Here is a 20,784-nt window from a genome sequence, read left to right on the forward strand (position 1 = left end):
TTCCCTCTTTTTATATAAAAGGAGAAGGTTTAAATGAAAAGAGTACTAGCTGTATTCTTTACAATCATGTTTATGATAGGTACAGATACTTTCTTAATTTCACCACTTTTACCGATATTGCAACAGGTGTATCATGTTTCAACTGAGCTATCAGGATGGATGGTGAGTTCATATGCTTTAGGATACGCTGGATTTGCGCTTATTGCTGGTCCTATATCAGATGGTTTAAACAGAAAAAAAGTAATGGTAATAGGAATGAGTTGTTTTGCGTTAAGTACGTTTTTATGTGGAATGGCACCGAGTTTTCTATGGATGCTAGCATTTAGATTTTTAGCAGGTGTAAGTGCAGCCTTTGTATCTCCACAAGTATGGGCATCTATTCCGCTCCTTATAGAGAAGGAGCAAATTGTAAAGGCAATTGGAATCGCAACAGCAGGGTTAGCAATCTCTCAAATTTTAGGGTTGCCAGTTGGATCGTATTTGGCAATGATACACTACACAACACCATTCTTCATCATTGGTATATTATCAGCACTACTTGTCGTTCTTATCTATGTAGTATTACCAGAAATACAACCGGCTCATATAGGTGGAAGTAAAACAAACATCTTAAAGCGCTATAAACAATTACTTACAGATTCAAAGGTTTCACTTTCTTATTTTGCATATTTTGTTTTTCAAACTGGTAATTTTGCTGCATTTTCATTTTTTGGTGTATGGCTTTCCATTCAATTTGGCTTACAAGTTCATGAAGTAGGTACAGCTATGCTTGTATTAGGATTAGGGAATTTAACTGGTAATATTTTTGGCCCTAGAATCGTAAATAAAATTGGTTATAACCTTTCTTTCTATGGTGGAATTATATTTACAACAGTGCTATATGTATTACTTCCTCATGTAAAGAACATTGTATTGGTGGAGTTATTGTTCTTTGTTTTGTTTTTTGTAACAGGAATTTTATTTGTATTAATGATGAGGCGCTTACAAAACATGTCTAGTGTAGCAAGAGGAACAGGAGCCGCGCTTGCGAATGCTTCCATGTATATTGGTCAAATGATTGGAGCGGCAATAGCAGGAATGTTATTTGCAGTATCTCACAATTTTATATTGGTAGGGAGTTTTACTGCGTTACTATATGTAGTAGCTTTATTTCTGTTTAGAAGAAGTGAAAAGCTTAATGAAGATCATGAGATAGGAATTGCATCATGAAGCTTGTATTAATAAAAAAAGGATTTATCTATTATTTGAGGTGACATCGAATAAAACGAGTGTAAGAAGTGCGGTTAGTCTATCAATGAAAATAGCACTTAGAAACCACATATGAAATCAATATTAGTAGAGTAATAATACATGAAGGGATCTTTGAGTGCAGAAATTAAAGAAAGTAGATAAGTAATATAAAGGTAATATAACAAAGTTATAAGGAATCCAAAAATAAAAAATCCCTATAAAGATAGGGATTTATAAATCGGCATATAGTTCCTTGGAAAAGGATATACTTAGTTTATCATATAGGACTACTTATATTTGTGAAATAGATGTGAAAGTAATGTGAAAAATAGCGTAATAAAAAGCACTGTTTTAGCTAATGAACTAAAACAGTGCTTTTTTCTTTGATTGAACAGTTGCTGCATTTTCATCATGTATGCCTGCATCTTTAATAATTCGTTGTTTTGCTTTATTTAATAGATGGTTTACTGCTTCACCAAAATAGTTAGCTTCGCTTTTTGTGCGGGCTTCTCGTAAACATTTATAGTTTTCTAGCAGTTCCTCTTTTTCAGTGTTTGTTAAGAAATCTTCTATTTTCTTTTTTGTCATACGAAACACCCTTTCTTCTGACAAACGACGCAATAGAAAATATTTATTGTTTATTATAGCAATAATTTTTAAAGAAAGTATACACTAACGTCGTAATAATTTGTCAATTTCTTGAATCTTCTCATCAGCTTTCCCAATCTGTGTATTTTTAGCTTGCTCACCACCAAGCGCTTGGTGCAGTAAGAAAGTCTGACCAGAAATAGCAGTCACAATGGATACTTTTATAATTTCTTTTATTAAGGTGACATCGAATAAAACGAGTCCAAGAAGTGCAGCTAGACTACCAGTGAGAATATCAGTCAAAAACCCAAAGTGAAAAAAAGTTTTCAAACGGCGTGGAAGCAATAACTTGCCTTGGTTATTGATAAGATGGGAAACGAAACCAGTAATGCCACCAACAAGAACAGCAGTTAGCCATTGATACATTTCCATCGAATCCACTCCTTTTAGTGAATAAGATTCGATTCTTTTATATTGATTCCTTTTAATATTTCATAGAAGCATATTGAGAAAGTTTGTTTGGGTTTATTACGTATTCAATTTAATTATAACAAAAAAATCTGATATATTTCAGTCTATTATATGAAGCGGTTATTCCTTAATCTGGATACAGAAAGGGGTGCGTGAGATGAATATAGATTATCGAATAAGAAGTGTGGATGGTTATACAAAAAATATAGGGGAATTAGTAAGCATGCTGGAGCATACGAGGGCTGTAACATTACAGGAAATAAAAGATCTATCAGTTGAGCAATTAGATTTAATTATGCCGAGTGGAGGAAATTCCATCGGAGCGTTATTAAAACATATAGCAGCTATAGAAAAAGTTCATCAACTTATTTCATTTCAAGAGCGCGACTTTACAAAAGAAGAATTAGAAATATGGGAAGACGCACTGTATTTAGGGGAAACAGGGAGAATAATTCGTGGTCATGACATACAGCATTATGTACAACTTCTACAAAGTGTTCGAGAAGAATCTCTGAAGTATTTGAGTGAACAAGATGATGAATGGCTTATGTCAGAAAGAAAGTGGCCTAACGATGTAGCGTATAACCAGCACTATCTGTGGTTTCATGTGCTAGAAGATGAGATTAATCACCGTGGGCAAATTAGAATGATGAAAAATAAATTATTTGAAAATTACGTTAAATAAAGTAGCTTTTTAAATAAATATTCCATATAATGAGAGTAATTAAAATGAGAACGGGGTGATGTATTATGGCGAAAATAACTTATATGAATAATAAACCAAATACAAAGGTGGATGGAAAGTGCGAGACTGTATAAGTTAGCGCACGATCCTTCCGCTTAGCTTAAACTAGGGAGGATATAAATTTGAATCAAAATATTTTAGAATCGTTCGGCTGGGATTCTTTTTTTGAGGAACAAGCTGTAGAGAACTTTGAAGTAGGGCGTATTTTACTTGAGCATAAGCATATATATCGAATTATTTGTAATGATGGTGAATATATGGCAGAGCTGTCTGGAAAGTTTCGACATGAAGCAGTAACGAAGGGAGATTATCCAGCGGTTGGCGATTGGGTGTATATAAAGAAAATAGAGAATGAAAAGAAAGCAATTATTCATCGTATTTTTCCAAGAAGAAGTTCTTTTTCTAGACAAGAGGCTGGTACTCGAACGGAAGAACAAGTAATAGCAGCAAATGTAGATTATCTATTTTTAGTAAATGCACTTAATCATGATTTTAACGTAAGAAGAATGGAACGTTATTTACTATTAGCCTATGAAAGTGGTGCAATGCCTGTTATTGTTTTAACAAAGAGTAGCTTGTGTGAAGATGTGGAACAGAAAATTGTAGAAACGGAAGCCGTGGCAATTGGTGTTCCGATCTTCATCGTTGATAGTTTAGAACATACTGGCATAGACTCATTGCAGCAATTTGTTTCTTCTGGGAAAACAATTGCTCTAGTCGGATCATCCGGGGTTGGAAAATCGACTTTGCTAAATGCACTTATAGGAATTGAAGTAGCAAAAACGGGAGATATTCGTGAGGAAGATAGTAAAGGAAGGCATACGACAACTCATCGTGAATTGTTCCGATTACCGAGTGGTAGTTTAGTTATTGATACTCCGGGTATGAGGGAACTGCAACTTTGGGAAGGTAGCGATGCAATTCAAACAACATTTTCTGATATTGAAGAATTAGCAAAAACGTGTCGTTTTAGGGACTGTAAGCATGAAAATGAGCCAGGTTGCGCAGTGCATTATGCAATTGATAACGGAACTATTACGATAAATCGTTTGCAAAGCTATAAAAAACTACAAAGAGAACTGGCGTATTTTATGAGAAAACAAGATGCTGTTCTTGCAAGAGCAGAGCGTGATAAGTGGAAAAAGATTTCTAAGCAGCATAAAAAAATGTAAAAAGCCAAAGGGTGGTTCCCTTTGGTTTTTTGCATTTGTAAATTTTATAATAATATTATTCATATATATGGACAAAGAGAAATTAATTGTTTAAACTTTACAAAGTATTCATCATAATAGGTTATGAAAATAATAATTCGGGAATGGGACATATTTATAATTCACTAGATTTAACTTTTGAAATTGAAAAGCAGGAGGTTTGTAATGGATAGATTATTAAATTGGTTTCGTGATATGAAAGTAGCAAAAAAACTACTAATTTCATTTTTTGTCATTTTAATTGCGGCTGTCTCTATTATCGGAGGCATGTCTTATCAAACGGCTAAAAAGAATTTTGAATCACAAATTACGAGCAGTGCTCACGACAATATAAAAATATTAGATAATTTAATCAATCAAATGATTGATGCAAAATTTAATGATGTGAATAATTTTGCACGGGTGATTCAAGGTAATATGTATCAAGGGGATAATCAAGATGAATTAAGAAAAATGCTATCTCAATATATTAATTTGAATAAAGATGTTGAACAAGTATACGTTGCTGGGAATGATAAGAAATTTGTGCAAGAACCCAATATACAAATGGCAGCAGACTATGATCCAACAGAACGTTCTTGGTATAAAGATGCAGTGGCAAAACAAGGTGGTATTGTCATTACTGAGCCGTATAAGGCACAAGGAAATGGACATATTGTCGTAACGATTGCAAAACAAGCAGAAGATAAAAACGGTGTTGTAGCGATAGATTTAAGTTTAGATAATTTATTAAAAACAACAAAGTTAATCAATATTGGTAAAAAAGGATATGCTTTCATTTTAGATGGGAAACAAAAAATAATTGCGCATCCTCAAGAAAAATCAGGAGAAAAAGCAGCGGATTCTTGGGCGAAGAAAATTTATGAAGATAATCATGGCGCTTTTTCATATACGTATGACGGTAGCGAAAAGCAAATGGTATTTGCTACAAATGTAAAAACAGGTTGGAAAATCGGTGGGACGATGTACTCAAATGAAGTAATTGAAGCTGCTCAACCTGTATTTTATAATATGTTAATTGTTATGTTCATTTCATTAGTTATAGGCGGAGCACTTATTTATTTTGTGACACTTTCTATAACGAAGCCATTAAAAAGATTAGTTAATACTTCTAAAGAAATAAGTGAGGGAGATTTAACGCAAACAATCGAAATTCATTCTAATGATGAGATTGGCCAACTTGCAAAAGGATTCAATGAGATGACAGATGCATTGCGAACGTTAATTGGAAGAATTAATACTTCGGCTGGACATGTTGCAGCAGCATCAGAAGAGCTAACGGCAAGTGTAAGACAAGCAAGCGAAGCAACTGAGCAAATTACAATGGCAATGGATGAAATATCGAGCGGGGCAACGACGCAAACAACAAGTGTGGAAAATGGTGCAATGTTACTATTTGATGTAACAGAAGGAATTCAGCATGTAGCAAATAGTTCATCATCAATTAATACAGCTTCTGCTCATACTCGTGAAAAAGCAGAAGATGGTGGAAAACTAGTAGGAAAAACAGTAAATCAAATGCAGTCTATTGCAGAATCTGTTTCACAATCGGATGAAGTTATACAGTTACTAAATAATAAATCAAAACAAATTGGTGACATACTAGAAGTAATTCAAAATATTGCCGATCAAACAAATCTTCTAGCTTTGAATGCGGCAATTGAAGCTGCAAGAGCGGGAGAGCATGGAAGAGGATTTGCAATCGTTGCAGATGAAGTACGTAAATTGGCGGAGAAGTCTAGCGTATCTTCTAGTGAAATTAGTAAATTAATATGTGAAATACAAGAAGACATGAGTAAGACAGTAAAATCGATGAGTCATGTAAATGAAGAAGTTCAATCTGGACTTGTTATTGCGAATGAAACGAAGCAAAACTTTACTGAGATTTTACAATCTACAAATGAAATTGCAGATCAAATTAAAACGATGGTTGAAACGGCTAATGGGATGTCAAAAGGTGCAAATGAAGTATCTATTTCAGTAGGTCAAATTGCAATGACAGCACAGAATAATGCGACGAGTACTCAAAACGTTGCAGCATCAGCAGAAGAACAACTAGCGTCCATTGAGGAGATTAGTTCTGCGGCTGGTACATTATCTCAAATGGCTGAGGAGTTACAAGGGTTAATTGAAAGATTTAAAGTTTAACAGAGGACAGACTACTCCCAATTAGCAGTATGCTATTGGAGTAGTCTGTTTTTATTATGTAATATTAAATGAGATAGAGAGAATCTTTATAATATTTAAAGGAATATTTTGTGTTGTATTTGTCGAAAAATAGAGGTATTTGTTAACTTTGTGTATAATTATAATCATATAGAATGCAAATAAAGGAGATTACTATGGGAGTTTATTGGGGTACCAAAAGACATTCTTGGCTTAGTTATGTCTCATTTTGGTTAAGTATTTCATTTTTTATTGTTTTTCTAATTGAAGTGTTTATTTTAAAAACACTTTCGAATAGTTCGGTGCAAATTGTTAAATATTTTTATTTTATACTTGTACCAGTAAACATCTTTCTTAGTTTAAAGTTACTCTTTAAGAAGAATGAAAAGAAAGCATTACCTATTTTTAGTTTCATCGTGTCATTATTATTTACAATTTTAATACTAGTATTAGCGTTAGCAGCTACTGGGAAATTCTTTTAAGGAGAGTGTTATAAGTCACTCTTCTTTTTTGTTGTGGCAAGGAAATAATAAGTGGAGGATGGACAAAGAAAGCATTTCATTAAGTTTGATATGATTTGAAAGCTTTAGAAGAATAGTAAGAAATGAAATAAGAGATAATTCATATAATAATGAAGAGAATCAGGTGTTTTACATGCAGTTTTGAAGCAAATGAATACGGTAAGAACGGCGATATATGGTACAATACATATGGATAGTGATAGAGATAAAGGGTATATAAAATACTCATCGTTTTTTAGTAAGAGAGGGGTTATCTTATGCTATACGAGGATTTGATGACATTATTTCAAGCAGCTCCGAAAGAAGAAGGTAGAGGCAGCTGGAAATATATAATCCAGGAACGAAATGATAAATATGAAATTGTTGATGAAATGTTGAAAAATCAAATGAGTGTTGAATTGTATTTTAATGAATATGATGAGGTGAAAATCACTTTATATAAAGATGGAATGCCTATTTCTACTATGCAAAGAATTGCGATTTCAAAAGTGGAATTAGACGAAGAGGAAGAAGGGATTCAATTCGTTTTAGAACGTATGCCTAGTCGGATGATTCGCTTGCAATTAAAGCCATATTTAGCACTCGAATTGGGGCCATACTGGGAAGTATGTGATGATTGTGAATGAACATAAAAGAAGCATCCAATAACATGGATGCTTTTTTTATGTTTTTTGAAGTTGTTTAAAAGCAATGATTGGAAGTAAAATGATGCTGACCCATCCAATTATAGGATATAGAATGTGGAGTAATTCACTGTAACCAATGTAACTAAAGCAATAACTAATTAGTAAAATAAAGAAAATAATATGGTTACTTTTCCAACTGGTGATGGATTGCATTTGTTTTGTCATTCCGAACACATTGCCAACTAAAGTTGTGAACACTTCACCGAAAATGATAAGAACAAAGAAAAAGTGAAAAGTTGTATTGAATTTTCTTATGACTTCAGCCATTGGGATATTATATTGATAAAATTGATCGACTGATAAAATAGCTAAATGGCTACATAATAAAATTAAAGATAGTCCTGCACCACCTAAAATACCGCCCCATAAAATGGCCTTTCGATCTTTTACTTCACTGGCTAACGGGACGAGAACGCTTTGGGCGAGCGAAAGATTTAAGGCGACATATGTAATAGGACTAGTAATCCACTTCATATTCCAGCTTTCTGCAGGGATAGTGCTACTAAGAGGAGTTGTACCGTGAAAAAAAGTTGTAATAGCAAGTCCGATAATAAAAATCATCATAATAGGTACGACAAGTGTATTAACTTCAAAAACCCCTTGTAATCCGCGACTACCTATAATGAGACAGGCGATCACTGTAATGAAAATACCGAGTTGTCTTGGTAAACGAAGTTGCTCTTCAAATACCGCTCCAGCTCCGGATAACATAACGCTTGTTACACCAAATAATACGAGTAATAATAGTGTATTTACAACATTTCCAACTACATCCCCAAATAAATATTTGTTAAATTCTTGCGCTGAAAATGCACCGATTTGTGATGAAAGTAACATCATCTTTGTGCCAAGCCAAATAAAAAAAAATCCACTTACACATATGCCAATTGTTCCATAAAATCCGTTCACTGTAAAAAATTCAACAATTTCTCGTCCAGTAGCAAATCCAGCTCCAACGACTGTTCCAATATAAGTAGCAGCGACTTTCTTTGCTACTTGCCATTGTTGATTGTCCATGTTATCCCTCTTTCTACTATGATGAGCTTGATTTACTATTATGCATATGTATGAGCTTGGACAATTAGACGTATGAAGTGTTTGAAAACATACATGAATTAAAAGATATTAGGGAAGTATTAAAGGTGTTAAAACTTTGTTACATATGAGCCAATCTTTCGAAAGGAAAGGAAATGTATGGTAACATGTAACTAGGTTATTAAAAGATAAACATTATGAAATGATAAGAGGAGTGGATTGTATGAGTACGAAAACAAATGTTGTTGAAGTATTAAACAAGCAGGTAGCAAACTGGAACGTGTTATATGTGAAATTACATAATTATCACTGGTATGTGACAGGACCACACTTCTTTACATTACATGAGAAATTTGAAGAATTTTACAATGAAGCTGGAACAAATATTGATGAATTAGCAGAACGTATTTTAGCGTTGGAAGGTAAACCGCTAGCGACAATGAAAGAATATCTTGCAACATCTAGTGTGAATGAAGGGACAAGCAAGGAGTCTGCAGAAGAAATGGTGCAAACATTAGTGAATGATTACTCTGCACTTATTCAAGAATTAAAAGAAGGTATGGAAGTTGCTGGTGAAGCTGGTGATGAAACATCAGCGGACATGCTATTAGCAATTCATACAACATTAGAACAACATGTATGGATGTTAAGTGCGTTCTTAAAATAAATATAAGTATATAAAGAAAAAAGTCATTGAAAAATTCTTTCAATGGCTTTTTTTGTAATTTTTCAGTTTTCTTTTATGCTATAATATAGTAAAAAGGAGGCGATGCGATGTTTCGCTTTTTCAGAACTGGAAAAGAAGAGCGTGAAATAACGAAAGATGAATTAGAACAAGCGATGGCTAAGTTTCTAGAAAAGAATGCTAATATCGTTTATACAGTATTAGTAAATGATGATTATACAGTAAATTATGATTTGTTAAAGCCGTATTTACTTGCATTTCCAACAAATAGTTTTCTTATTACGAAGGAAACGCTTGAGGTATTTGAACATACAGAAGAAAATCTAAACCTAGTTAAAGAAATTGATATCGTACAAAAAGCAGTAGATCAATACGTAACAGAAAAAGAAATGTTTCCAATTGTTGAAGGTAGTGAAGATCGCCTTATATGCGGGATGAAATTAGGACCGTATTTAAATCGTATATTAAAAAGAGATTTATATATTTCAGAAAAACATTATTTAGTTTCAAGTAAACCAGACAGAAAAAAACAAAAGAGTGGATAGAAGTATGGAAAACAACAATAAATATATTGTTGTCTTTTTTTGTTTTTTAAAATATTGATTTTTCTGATTATTAAACTTTATAATAGACTTATTGGACGAAGAGGAATAATGATTAAGTACTGTTAGTATGAGCTATATACAGTGATTACAAAATGGTATAAAGGTTTGAGAAATAAATATTATAAAAGATTACGGGGGAATGGGTGTATGAAAAATAGTATGACTTACATTCAATTATTAAATGAAACGTTACATTGTTACGCAAATAAAGGAAGTTTGGAAGCATACACTTATATAATAGAGCATGCGAAAGGCATAGTGGGGAATGAGGCGCAAATATATAATTTCAAATATGCACTAGCGGGTGCAGCAGGGCTTGAAGAAGAAGCGATGCATGTAATGAAGGAAGCCATTATAGAAAAGGGTTTTTGGTATGGAAATGAATATTTAATGACCGACGACGATTTAAAACCACTACATAAATTTGAAGAGTTTCATAAAATGGTTCAATTATGTAAAGAAAGAGAAGAATTAGCAAAGAAAACAGAACGAGCAGACGTGAAATTTATAGATGGTAAGAAAAAAGAAAAACTATTTATTGCCATGCACGGAGATCAAGAAAATATAGCAATAGTAGAACCATATTGGAAATCTGTTCTGGATCAAGATTATACGTTAGCTTTACCACAGTCTTCGCAAATTCAGTTTTCAGATGGGTTTGTTTGGGATGATATACATAGAGGGAAAGAAGAATTAAAAGAGCATTACGTTAATTTTAAAGAAAATCATACGGGAGAAAGTGTAATAATTGGTGGTTTTTCTGCTGGCGCAAGAGTAGCTTTGTATACGATTTTACAAAAAGATATAGATGTAGATGGTTTTATTTTTGTAGCGCCGTGGCTTCCAGAGATTGAAGAATGGAATGAGTTGTTGGAAATGCTACAAGATAAAAATATAAATGGATATATAGTGTGCGGGGATCAAGATGAGGATTGTTTTGAATGTACGCAGCAATTTGTACAGTTATTAAGAGATAAGAATATAGAACATAAGTATAAAGTTGTACCCAATTTAAATCATGATTATCCTGAGGATTTTGAAGAGCTATTAAAAGAAGCTATTGCATATATAAATGACAAAAGCAATAAGTAGTAAGAAAGGGAGATGCATCATAATTGATGTATCTCCCTTTTATATTTATAAATTAAAAGCATTTGCTAGTAAGCGATAAGAATTTAATTTATCTTCAAATCGATGAGTAATTGTAACAATCATAAATTCATCAGTATTGTACGCTTTGCTTAAGTTTACGATTTGCTCTTTCACAGAAGATGGATCACCGACGATCATACGTTGACGATTTTCTTTTATACGGAATAAATCATAAGCGCTGTATGAATAATTTTGTGCAGTTTCAATAGAAGGAGTACCAGTTGTACGCTTTCCTTGCTCTAGTAATAAGATTGATAAATCTAAACTAGAAGCAATTTTTTCTGCCTCTTCATTTGTTTCCCCGCAAATAACAAAAATAGAGACGATTGATTTTGGTGTATCTCCTAAATAGGAAGGTTGGAATTGTTCCTGATAAGCTTTCATTACTTCAGGGCCACCGTATCCATTAATAAACTGTGCGAATGCAAAAGAAGCGCCTTGTTTTGCGGCAATCATTGCACTTTCTCCACTAGAACCGAGCAACCACATCTCAGGAGATGTTGGAATGACAGGGGTAGCCTTTAAATTTGCGTAATGATGGTTTTCTGGTACTTGATCATGTAAGTACATTGCAACATCTGCAATTTGTTCTGGATATTGATCAAGTGAGACCATTTTTCCTTCTTGTAGTGCGCGAGTTGCAATTGGCATACCACCAGGTGCTCTGCCGACACCAAGGTCAATACGATTTGGATAAAGAGCTTCTAAAACGCGGAAATTCTCGGCAACTTTATACGGGCTATAATGCGGTAACATAACACCACCTGAACCAACTCTCATACGATCTGTTTTTGCTGCAATATGAGAAATAAGTATTTCAGGACTTGAACCAGCAAGGCTGACGGAATTATGATGCTCAGATACCCAAAAACGTGTGAATCCTAGTTTTTCAACTTCTTGTGCAAGTGTAACTGTATGAGAAAAAGCTTGGGCTGCTGTACTACCATCTGAAATAGGTGATTGGTCTAATACACTTAATTTGATCATAGAATATACCTCTCAATCTTAATGTACATCCTATTATATATTTACTTACGAAAAATGCGTAATAAAATGCTCAAAATAAGAAGTGGATAAACCACCTATCCACTTTTAACGAGGAAAGCCTCGTTCATAATGATTCATTTCGACTAAAGTTAATATATATTCGTAGTTATCAATCTCAAGTTTTAGTTGTTCACGCTCTTTTTTAGATAGATGCATACTATTAAGTTTGTTGCATAGTTGTTGTTTCTTTTCTTCTAAATACTTCTTTGTAGCGTGGTAGTCGCAAGTTTGTTTCATTTTCAACCACTCCTTCTTTGCAATTGCTATATTATACGAGGCGTGAAGAAGTGTGAAAGCTAACTCTTATGTACTTTTAGTGAATATTCCTCTTTCCATGTTGTTATGTTTATGGGGATTTATGAATAAAATGCACTAAACCACTAATGCCCATTTTATCCCGCATTAACGGGCAGTAAAAATCCCACCTCAAAATTCGGCTGGAGCAAAGAAGATAGGTGGGAGATTAACTGCTCATAAAAGCCCGATTGGTGAGGGCTAATAATCAGTGGGGGAAGAACTCCCCCACTGATTATTAGTTGAACTTTATGAAGTAAGGGGTGGAATTGTGCAGAAAGATATAATGTATAACACTGAGATGGATGAAGTGTTGAAAGTTATAAATAAAGGATTAAAGAAGACGACGTGCCCGAAGCAAATTATTGTAGTAGGCGCAGGCATGGCTGGATTAGTTTCGGCCTCTTTATTAAAAGCTGCAGGGCATGAAGTAAAGGTTTTTGAAGCAAACAACCGGGTAGGTGGCCGCATAGAGACGGTTAGAATGGAAGATACCGGATTATATTTGGATGTTGGGGCAATGAGAATTCCGTATTCGCACACATTAACGATGGCATATATAAGAAAATTTGGGCTACAGGTAAGCCCTTTTATTAATAGGAATGAGACGGATATTATTTACGTAAATGGCCGGAAAACGACATTAAAACAATATGAAAAAGACCCAAGCATATTAAAATATCCTGTGGAAATGAATGAAATCGGGAAAACGTCTGAGGAGCTATTATTGTTAGCGGTACAGCCAATTATAAATTTTATAAAAAAGAACCCAGAGAAAAATTGGGATATTGTAGTAAAGGATTTTGGGAGATACTCTACAGGACAATTTTTAAAGTATCATCCTTATCAATATAATACTTACTTTTCGCCAGTAACAATTGAGATGATTGGTGTTCTATTAGATTTAGAAGGCTTTTTGGAAAGGTCATTTGTAGAGACGTTACGTTTTTTATATATTATGCAAGAGGAGAGTGGATTTTGTGAAATTGTAGGCGGGAATGATAGATTACCAAAGTCCTTTTTACCACAATTAGAAGAAAATATTATATATAATCAAAAATTAATGAAGCTACATCAGCACGATAAAGGTGTGACAGCTTTTTATCGAAACGAGCAAACATTTGAGTATAGTAGTATTACAGGGGATTTAGTTATTATTACAATTCCATTTTCGACGATGCGCTTTGTGGAAGTAGATCCATTTGATTCTATATCTCATGAAAAATGGAAAGCAATTCGTGAATTGCATTATATGCCAGCAACGAAAATAGGAATTCAATTTAAAAGTCGATTTTGGGAAGAACAAGGACAATTAGGTGGGAGAATTATAACGGATTTGCCAATTCGTTATGCCTATTATCCAAGTCACGGAATTGGAGAGAAAGGACCTGCTATGATGTTAGGCAGCTATACATGGTCTTATGATGCGTTGTTATGGGATGGATTATCAAAGGGAGATCGTATTTATTACACATTACACAACTTGGCAACAATATTAGGCGGTCAAGTATACGATGAATTCATGTCTGGCATATCAAAAAGTTGGACATTGGATCCATATGCACTTGGAGGATTTGCGCTATTTCAGGCTGGTCAAGAATCCGAACTACAACCAGCAATTATAAAACCAGAGGGGAGATTATACTTTGCCGGAGATCACACAACGTTATATCACGGATGGATACAAGGTGCAATTGAATCTGGCGTTCGTGTTGCGGTAGAGGTGAATGATTAAAATGTATAAAATTCAGAAATTTCTTTACTGTATAGTTTGAGATGGATATTATTATATATAAAAGAATTAAAAGGAGTGTTGAAAGTGAATCCGTTATTATTCGATTTTCCTTCTGAATTTTATACTGAAAGGCTATTTATTCGAATGCCGAAACCAGGTGACGGTAAAGCTGTATACGATGCAATTGGAGCTTCTATGCAAGAATTAAAACCATGGATGGTTTTTGCACAAAAAGAGCAAACAGAGGAAGAAATAGAAGTGAGTATTAGAAAATCGCATATTCAATTTTTGCAGCGTGAGGATTTAAGATTACTAGTTTTTTCGAAAGAAACAGGTGAATTTATTGCATCCGCTGGATTGCATCGTATTAATTGGGATATACCTCAATTTGAAATTGGGTATTGGATTGATTCAAGGTTTAGTGGAAAAGGCTATATGGTAGAGGCTGTAAAGGGTATAACGGATTATGCTTTTTCTGAGCTAAAAGCAAACCGCGTAGAAATTCGATGTGATTCTTTAAATAAGAAGAGTAGAGCGATACCTGCAAAATTAGGCTTTAAGTTAGAAGGTACATTGGAAAGTGCGAGTGTAGCGGTAGATGGAAATGGATTAAGGGATATGTGTGTATTTGCCATGACTAGAAATACATATGAAAAAGAAGAGCTGTAAAGAAACAGCTCTTCTTTTTCTATATTATGGTACAGGATGACCATTAGAGCTTTCGAAAATTGTAAACCATTGTTGACGATCTAAATTAACTTTTGTAGAAAGGGCGGCTGTTTTAACACGATCTAATTTACCAGATCCAACGATTGGCATCATGTTAGCTGGATGAGCAAGCAGCCATGCATACATAACTGTATCAATGCTAGTAACACCTAGTTCGGTAGCAACTTTCTGTAAAGTTTCACGTACACGTACGGCACGTTCTGATTGACCAGTAAAGATTTCTCCGCCAGCAAGAGGCGACCAAATCATCGGATTGATTCGTTTTTCTTGGCATAAATCAATTGTTCCTTTTTCGAAATGCTCAAGATGCATGGCAGATACTTCAATTTGATTTGTAAGGAGCGGGAAATCTAAATAGGAACTTAACATATTAAACTGTGAAGGTAAAAAGTTAGATACACCGAAGTGACGGACTTTGCCTTCTTGTTTTAAGCGTGAGAACGCTTCTGCTACTTCATTTGGATCCATAAATGGATCAGGGCGATGAATGAGCAATACATCAATATAATCTGTATGTAAGTTTTGTAATGAGTCTTCCGCGCTTTTTATTATATGTTCAGCACTCGTATTGTAGTGAGCAACATATCGCTCTGGAAATTTCGGTGATGGGGGAGCGATTCCACATTTTGTGACAATTTGCATGTCTTCGCGTAAGGAAGGCTTGAGTTGTAATGCCTCGCCAAATAATCCTTCACACGTATAGCCGCCATAAATATCAGCGTGATCGAAAGTAGTAATTCCCATCTCCATACAAGCTTCAATGAAAGAAAGTAACTCTTGCTTTGTCATATTCCATTCTGCTAAACGCCAAAAACCTTGAATAATACGAGAAAATTCTAGTGTTTCGGCCATTTGAACTCGTTCCATTATAAGTACCTCCTTGATGAATGAATAATTTTTTGAAAAGGCTTTCTTGCTATGTATTATTATATAGTTACAGTGTCGTACATACAATAAATATGTTTTGCTACAAAAACGATTTTCTCTGTATGCTATAATGTAGAAACATATAGCTATAAGGAGATGTAATGGATGATTCCAGTAACAATATTAACGGGTTTTCTAGGGTCAGGGAAAACGACATTATTAAATCGCATTTTATCAGAGAATCACGGTCAGAAATTAGCAGTGATTGTAAATGAAATAGGGCAAATTGGTATTGATAATCAGTTGATTATGAATGTCGAAGAAGAGATTATGGAGATGACGAATGGGTGTTTATGTTGTACTGTACGTGAAGATTTACTCGTCGCTTTAAAACAATTACTGGACGTAAAAGCAGAAGGGAAAATGGATTTTGATGGATTAGTAATTGAAACGACTGGTCTTGCAAATCCAGGTCCGATTATTCAAACATTCTTTTTAGATCCTGTTATTCAATCTGCATACCAAATTAACGGTGTTGTAACAGTAGTAGATAGTTATCATATACATAAACATTTTGAAAAAGGACTAGAAGCAAAGGAACAAATTGCATTTGCTGATGTCGTTTTAGTAAATAAATTAGATTTAGTGGATGAAGGTGAAAAGGAAAATCTCTTGCAGGAACTGCAAGGTATTAACCCAACTGCAAAGTTAATCGAGGCGACTAACTGTGATGTGGATATTCAATCGTTACTACAAATTCAGACGTTTAAAACGAAAGATACGTTACAAATTTATCCTCATACAGAGCATAATCATCTAGAAGGTGTAAAATCGTTTGTACTGCGTGAAGAACGTCCGTTAGATTTACAAAAACTAAATGAATGGATGTCAGCTGTCGTTCAAGAACTAGGTGAATATTTATATCGCTACAAAGGAATTTTATCGATTGATGGAGTAGATAAACGTATCGTTTTCCAAGGTGTGCATACACTGTTTGCTGCATCATACGATAGAGAGTGGCAAGAGGGCGAAGAACGAGTAAGTGAAGTCGTGTTTATCGGAAAAGATATTAATAAAGAATGGTTCCAAGAACATTTTGAGGAGTGTGTGAAATAAGTCTGCATATATTGCAGGCTTATTTTTTGGAATTAACTAAGTACTCTATGGAAAAATGCTAGATTGCAAGAAACAAAGGATAATAAAAAGCCTGTTTTCACAGGCTTGTATGTTCATCTAATAGTAACTCCATTACAACACCTACAACTGGACCATCGTCATCAATATCACCATTTAAACGGAAACCAAATGACTCGTATAATCCCATTGCGAGTTTGTTGTCTGGATGTAAACTTAAATAAATTATTTTACATTCATATTTATCTTGTAAGAATTGAATGAGTATACGAAGGAAACGTTTTGCGTATCCTTTTCCTTGATATTGTTGGTCAATCATAAATCGATCTAACCATACGCTTTTGCGTTTTTCCAAATACCATCCATACATTGCATACCCTACAAGTGTTTCTCCATCGTATAAACCTACTGACGTTCCGTTTCCCTCAAATAATGATTCTGCTAGAGAAAACGCATTGCTTTCAATAAATTGCTGCTGGTCTTTTGCGACGTTTAAAGCAGCTACCGAACGCCAATTTTTTTCTGATACTTCACAAATGTGAAGAGTCATAATTCCAACTCACCTTCTAAATTAATATAGCTTAAAAGCTAATATGGATAATTTTACTTGTTATTTTGGTCAAGTCAAGTAAGGACAAATAAAAAAGAAGCTGCATGACATATGCAGCTTCTTAAAAAAAGTTGATTAGTTAGTAGCTTCTTTCAATGTGTTTACGTTTTCTTCCATTAAAGTGAAGTAATCTTTATTGCTCTTCGCATCATCTTCAGAAATAGTAGCAAGATGATTTAAGCGTAAAATTTTTGTACCCGTTTCTTTTTGAATGACAGATGCTACTTTTGGAGTAGAAAAAGTTTCAAATAAAATATATTGTAGATTATGTTCTTTTACTGTTTTTGTAATTTCAGCAAGCTGTTTTTGAGATGGTTCATCAGAAGCTGAAATACCCGCGATAGCAATTTGTTTTAGGCCATAGCGTTGTTCCCAGTAACCATAAGCCGCATGAGAAACTAAAATATCTTTCGTTTTTGCATTCGCAACAGCTGCTTTAAATTGATCATCTAAATCAGTGAATTTTGTTTGAAGTGCTGCGAAGTTTTTTTCGAACTCTTGTTTATGGTCAGGTTGTAATTCTACAAGTGCATTTTTAATTTTTTCTGCCTGTTTCATTGCTAAAGTAGGATCTAACCAAATGTGCGGGTCTTTATCGTGATGATGTTCATCCTCTTTATGGCCGTCTCCGTGATCATGATGCTCTTCTTCTGTAGAAGTACGCAGTTCAATACCTTTTGATGCATTTACAATTTTAACATTTTCTTTTTGTAATGCTTTTTCCATTTTTTCAGCAAATGGTTCTAATTCAGCACCGTTATAAACGAATAAATCGGCTTTTGCAACTTGTACGGTTTGTTTTTGACTTGGTTCAAATGTATGAGAATCTGCACCAGGCGGGTAAATCGCTTCAACAGTTACATAGTCGCCACCAATTTTTTTTGCGAAATCAGCAAGAGGAAAAATAGTTGTATAAACAGTTAGTTTTCCATCTTTCTTGGCCTTACCTTCTTTTTTATTTGAGCAGCCAGTAAAAATTAAAGTGAAAATAAGTAAGAATGAAAATATAGTCAATCTTTTAGGCATGAAGTTCTCCTCTTTTCTTTTTTTACGGATATATTTTCCCCAATTATAGAAGAAAAATATCATTTTAATACAAAACGGAATAATTACGTTTTAGTTTGCGAACTTAGTATAATACATCTTTTATAAAGTTGCAATAAATAATAATCATTCCGATTTGATTTTGTTATAAAGTTGTCAAATATAGATGTGTTATTTTTGCGAATACATGCATATGTGACAACGCTGTGTTCATATATATGAAAGGAGGGTGTAGAGGGGGATGAGTGTTTGGGTTACTTAATGGAAGCTATTTTATTGATATTAGCGGTAGTATTCCCATTAGCCTTAGTCTTAATTTTTTTAAGAAGATTAATAAGTAATTTAGGAGATGCATCAACAGTCACAAAATTACGAGAGAAAGATGAGAAAAAAGAGTGAGTAAAGCACTATGCGTACGCATAGTGCTTTACTTGTGGTAAAATGAGAAAAGGAAACTCCTAAAAGTTGTATTTTACTGAAGGAGAGAAAAGTAAAATAAGAGGTATATGCATATATGAATAAGCGAACAGCGTTAGTACTTGGTGCAAGTGGTTTAGTTGGACAAGAGATAACGCGTCTATTACTTGAATCAGATTACTACGATTCGGTTACTATTTTTGTAAGAGAACCAATGCAATGGCAACATGAAAAGTTACAGCAAAAGCAAGTAGATTTTTCGATGTTAGAGGAATATAAAGAGTTTTTTGCTGTAGATGACGTATTTAGTTGCCTAGGAACAACAATCAAAAAAGCAAAAACAAAGGCAAATTTCAAAAAAGTAGATTATGAATATACGTTACGAGCTGCTTGTTTAGCTGAAAAACAAGGGGTACAAAATTTCCTTGTCGTATCCTCAATGGGAGCAAATCCTAAATCATTTTTCTTTTATTCGCAAGTTAAAGGGAAAATGGAAGAGGAATTACAAAAATTAGTGATTGGTGGTATTCACATTTTTAGGCCCTCATTATTAGTAGGAAATCGACAAGAATTTCGTTTCAGTGAACGAATGGCTGAAAAGTTATCTCGTATGATTCCTTTTATATTTAAAGGGGCTTTCAAAAAGTATAAGCCAATTTCAGCGAAAGATGTGGCGAAAGGGATGTATATCACTGCATTGCGAGAAGAAACGGGTATCTATTTTTATAACTCAAATGAAATTACAACGATAGAATAACAAACGAGAAGAATGATATGTACTAGTCCATACTTTTTGAGGGATTGCAAAAGGAGGATATACGAATGAGTAAAAAAGAAATGTTGCAAAATGGAATTAAGCAAGTTTTTTACGAAGAAGCATGGTATCCACCTATATCAGATGCGTTAAAGGATCTTACCGCTGCACAAGCGTGTTGGCAACCAGAAGGAAGGACTAGTAATACAATTTGGGAAAATGTAAACCATTTACTTACTTTTAAAGAACGCCTACTTGCCCGCTTACACGAAGATGAAACATTTGTTGCACCACAAAATAATGATGAAACGTTTGTCCAAGGTGGATGTAATGATGAAGATGCTTGGCAACAAACAGTGTTGCGAACAATTCAAGCGCATGATGCTTTACAATCTGTATTAATATCCCTTCAAGAAGCAGAACTAGATCGACTTACCCCTTCTCTTCCAATTTGGCAACAATATCAGAACATTCTTTTGCACGATGCTTATCATACAGGACAAATTGTACAAATTCGCAAGCTTCAAGGTTCATGGCCAGCGCATCGTTCCTATTTATAAACGAAACAAGCGAATTTAAAACAGTATACTATTATAATAAAAAACAATTTCCTACTTAATTTGAGAAATTGTTTTTTTGTTATTTCACTTGTGGTCCACATTATGGAATGTGGATTGAAACCTTGTCGCATATTTAGAGTGTGGCTATGCTTGTTTTGTTCATTGAATTTAATTGTTTTTATATAAAGTTATTTAAATGTAATTCTACATGTAGTGAGAATAAGGAGATAAAAAATAGGCGTATCAAGCAAAAAGTTGATACACCTTAAAATGATATTATAAAATAACATACGTTGTCTTGTAGTATACTTTTAATTTCTCTATATTTAGTCGTACATAATATTCTCGGTTTTATCGCGCTTTAATGGGCAGTAAGACCCCCACCTCAAAATGCAGCGAAAGCAAAGAAGTTAGGTGGGGGATCAACTGCCCATAAAAGTCCGATTGGTGAGGGCTAATAATCAGTGGGGGGATGAAGAAAACCCCCACTGATTAAAG

General features: G+C 34.1%; 23 protein-coding genes. 15 read left to right on the forward strand and 8 right to left on the reverse strand.

The features are described 5' to 3' along the window. Window positions 1–33: 33 nt before the first annotated feature. Window positions 34–1,209 (forward strand): MFS transporter, encoded by a 1,176-nt coding sequence (locus tag ACXVYO_RS26130; RefSeq protein WP_458469113.1) that lies wholly within the window; start codon window positions 34–36, stop codon window positions 1,207–1,209. Between the two features lie 384 nt (window positions 1,210–1,593). On the opposite strand, the gene ACXVYO_RS26135 is transcribed toward ACXVYO_RS26130, so the two are convergent. Further along, window positions 1,594–1,818: a hypothetical protein gene (locus ACXVYO_RS26135; RefSeq protein WP_142286529.1), complete on the reverse strand. Its 225-nt coding sequence runs from the start codon at window positions 1,816–1,818 to the stop codon at window positions 1,594–1,596. A gap of 84 nt (window positions 1,819–1,902) precedes the next feature. After that, on the reverse strand, window positions 1,903–2,250 hold the full coding sequence (locus tag ACXVYO_RS26140; protein ID WP_061676465.1) for a DUF4257 domain-containing protein: 348 nt from the start codon (window positions 2,248–2,250) through the stop codon (window positions 1,903–1,905). A 196-nt stretch (window positions 2,251–2,446) separates the two neighbouring features. Here ACXVYO_RS26140 and ACXVYO_RS26145 point away from each other — a divergent pair, with 196 nt between their 5' ends. The 5 genes from ACXVYO_RS26145 to ACXVYO_RS26165 all read left to right on the forward strand — a co-directional run bounded on the left by ACXVYO_RS26145 (window position 2,447) and on the right by ACXVYO_RS26165 (window position 7,558). After that, on the forward strand, window positions 2,447–2,974 hold the full coding sequence (locus tag ACXVYO_RS26145; RefSeq protein WP_458469115.1) for a DinB family protein: 528 nt from the start codon (window positions 2,447–2,449) through the stop codon (window positions 2,972–2,974). Window positions 2,975–3,156: 182 nt separating this feature from the next. Then, window positions 3,157–4,206 (forward strand): ribosome small subunit-dependent GTPase A, encoded by a 1,050-nt coding sequence (rsgA, locus tag ACXVYO_RS26150; RefSeq protein WP_458469117.1) that lies wholly within the window; start codon window positions 3,157–3,159, stop codon window positions 4,204–4,206. 204 nt (window positions 4,207–4,410) lie between these two features. Next, the gene (locus ACXVYO_RS26155; protein ID WP_458469119.1) at window positions 4,411–6,393 is read left to right on the forward strand and encodes a HAMP domain-containing methyl-accepting chemotaxis protein; all 1,983 of its coding nucleotides are present in this window, start codon (window positions 4,411–4,413) and stop codon (window positions 6,391–6,393) included. Window positions 6,394–6,587: 194 nt separating this feature from the next. Continuing rightward, window positions 6,588–6,893, forward strand: coding sequence for a hypothetical protein (locus ACXVYO_RS26160; RefSeq protein WP_060490078.1), 306 nt, complete (start codon window positions 6,588–6,590; stop codon window positions 6,891–6,893). Between the two features lie 296 nt (window positions 6,894–7,189). Continuing rightward, a complete protein-coding gene (locus ACXVYO_RS26165; RefSeq protein ID WP_242241631.1) occupies window positions 7,190–7,558 on the forward strand; it encodes a DUF3979 family protein in 369 nt (122 codons plus the stop codon). 36 nt (window positions 7,559–7,594) lie between these two features. Here the strand turns inward: ACXVYO_RS26165 and ACXVYO_RS26170 are convergent, their stop codons facing one another. Beyond that, window positions 7,595–8,635, reverse strand: coding sequence for a YkvI family membrane protein (locus ACXVYO_RS26170; RefSeq protein WP_458469121.1), 1,041 nt, complete (start codon window positions 8,633–8,635; stop codon window positions 7,595–7,597). Between the two features lie 241 nt (window positions 8,636–8,876). Here ACXVYO_RS26170 and ACXVYO_RS26175 point away from each other — a divergent pair, with 241 nt between their 5' ends. From ACXVYO_RS26175 to ACXVYO_RS26185, 3 genes are all read left to right on the forward strand, one after another. Next, complete coding sequence (locus ACXVYO_RS26175; protein ID WP_000105194.1) at window positions 8,877–9,320, forward strand: Dps family protein; 444 nt, start codon at window positions 8,877–8,879, stop codon at window positions 9,318–9,320. 107 nt (window positions 9,321–9,427) lie between these two features. Continuing rightward, window positions 9,428–9,883 carry a DUF3939 domain-containing protein gene (locus tag ACXVYO_RS26180; RefSeq protein ID WP_048543159.1) on the forward strand — a complete coding sequence of 152 codons (456 nt, stop codon included), beginning with the start codon at window positions 9,428–9,430 and terminating at the stop codon, window positions 9,881–9,883. A gap of 207 nt (window positions 9,884–10,090) precedes the next feature. Next, the gene (locus tag ACXVYO_RS26185) at window positions 10,091–11,035 is read left to right on the forward strand and encodes an alpha/beta hydrolase (RefSeq protein ID WP_458469123.1); all 945 of its coding nucleotides are present in this window, start codon (window positions 10,091–10,093) and stop codon (window positions 11,033–11,035) included. 45 nt (window positions 11,036–11,080) lie between these two features. On the opposite strand, the gene ACXVYO_RS26190 is transcribed toward ACXVYO_RS26185, so the two are convergent. Together ACXVYO_RS26190 and ACXVYO_RS26195 are read right to left on the reverse strand one after the other, a co-directional pair. After that, window positions 11,081–12,082, reverse strand: a complete 1,002-nt coding sequence (locus ACXVYO_RS26190; RefSeq protein WP_458469124.1) for an LLM class flavin-dependent oxidoreductase — start codon at window positions 12,080–12,082, stop codon at window positions 11,081–11,083. Between the two features lie 105 nt (window positions 12,083–12,187). Further along, window positions 12,188–12,379 carry a DUF3896 family protein gene (locus ACXVYO_RS26195; RefSeq protein WP_458469125.1) on the reverse strand — a complete coding sequence of 64 codons (192 nt, stop codon included), beginning with the start codon at window positions 12,377–12,379 and terminating at the stop codon, window positions 12,188–12,190. A 328-nt stretch (window positions 12,380–12,707) separates the two neighbouring features. Between ACXVYO_RS26195 and ACXVYO_RS26200 the strand changes: the two genes are divergently transcribed. Continuing rightward, a complete protein-coding gene (locus ACXVYO_RS26200) occupies window positions 12,708–14,171 on the forward strand; it encodes a flavin monoamine oxidase family protein (protein WP_458469127.1) in 1,464 nt (487 codons plus the stop codon). An 84-nt stretch (window positions 14,172–14,255) separates the two neighbouring features. After that, window positions 14,256–14,840, forward strand: a complete 585-nt coding sequence (locus ACXVYO_RS26205; RefSeq protein WP_458469128.1) for a GNAT family N-acetyltransferase — start codon at window positions 14,256–14,258, stop codon at window positions 14,838–14,840. Window positions 14,841–14,864: 24 nt separating this feature from the next. Here ACXVYO_RS26205 and ACXVYO_RS26210 read toward each other — a convergent pair whose 3' ends face one another. Next, window positions 14,865–15,767 carry an aldo/keto reductase gene (locus ACXVYO_RS26210; protein WP_458469129.1) on the reverse strand — a complete coding sequence of 301 codons (903 nt, stop codon included), beginning with the start codon at window positions 15,765–15,767 and terminating at the stop codon, window positions 14,865–14,867. Between the two features lie 165 nt (window positions 15,768–15,932). On the opposite strand from ACXVYO_RS26210, the gene ACXVYO_RS26215 reads away from it, so the two are divergent. Beyond that, window positions 15,933–16,883, forward strand: a complete 951-nt coding sequence (locus ACXVYO_RS26215) for a CobW family GTP-binding protein (protein WP_458469131.1) — start codon at window positions 15,933–15,935, stop codon at window positions 16,881–16,883. 97 nt (window positions 16,884–16,980) lie between these two features. Here ACXVYO_RS26215 and ACXVYO_RS26220 read toward each other — a convergent pair whose 3' ends face one another. Together ACXVYO_RS26220 and ACXVYO_RS26225 are read right to left on the reverse strand one after the other, a co-directional pair. Further along, entirely contained in the window at window positions 16,981–17,451 is a 471-nt protein-coding gene (locus ACXVYO_RS26220) for a GNAT family N-acetyltransferase (protein ID WP_458469133.1), read from the reverse strand. 135 nt (window positions 17,452–17,586) lie between these two features. After that, window positions 17,587–18,537: a metal ABC transporter substrate-binding protein gene (locus tag ACXVYO_RS26225; protein ID WP_458469135.1), complete on the reverse strand. Its 951-nt coding sequence runs from the start codon at window positions 18,535–18,537 to the stop codon at window positions 17,587–17,589. Between the two features lie 267 nt (window positions 18,538–18,804). Between ACXVYO_RS26225 and ACXVYO_RS26230 the strand changes: the two genes are divergently transcribed. The 3 genes from ACXVYO_RS26230 (at window position 18,805) to ACXVYO_RS26240 (ending at window position 20,286) form a co-directional block, all read left to right on the forward strand. Further along, the gene (locus tag ACXVYO_RS26230) at window positions 18,805–18,954 is read left to right on the forward strand and encodes a hypothetical protein (protein WP_000540924.1); all 150 of its coding nucleotides are present in this window, start codon (window positions 18,805–18,807) and stop codon (window positions 18,952–18,954) included. Between the two features lie 115 nt (window positions 18,955–19,069). After that, on the forward strand, window positions 19,070–19,729 hold the full coding sequence (locus ACXVYO_RS26235) for an oxidoreductase (RefSeq protein ID WP_073518601.1): 660 nt from the start codon (window positions 19,070–19,072) through the stop codon (window positions 19,727–19,729). A gap of 65 nt (window positions 19,730–19,794) precedes the next feature. After that, on the forward strand, window positions 19,795–20,286 hold the full coding sequence (locus ACXVYO_RS26240; protein WP_458469137.1) for a DinB family protein: 492 nt from the start codon (window positions 19,795–19,797) through the stop codon (window positions 20,284–20,286). Window positions 20,287–20,784 lie beyond the last annotated feature (498 nt).

It is taken from the genome of Bacillus sp. BC08 (assembly GCF_054326875.1).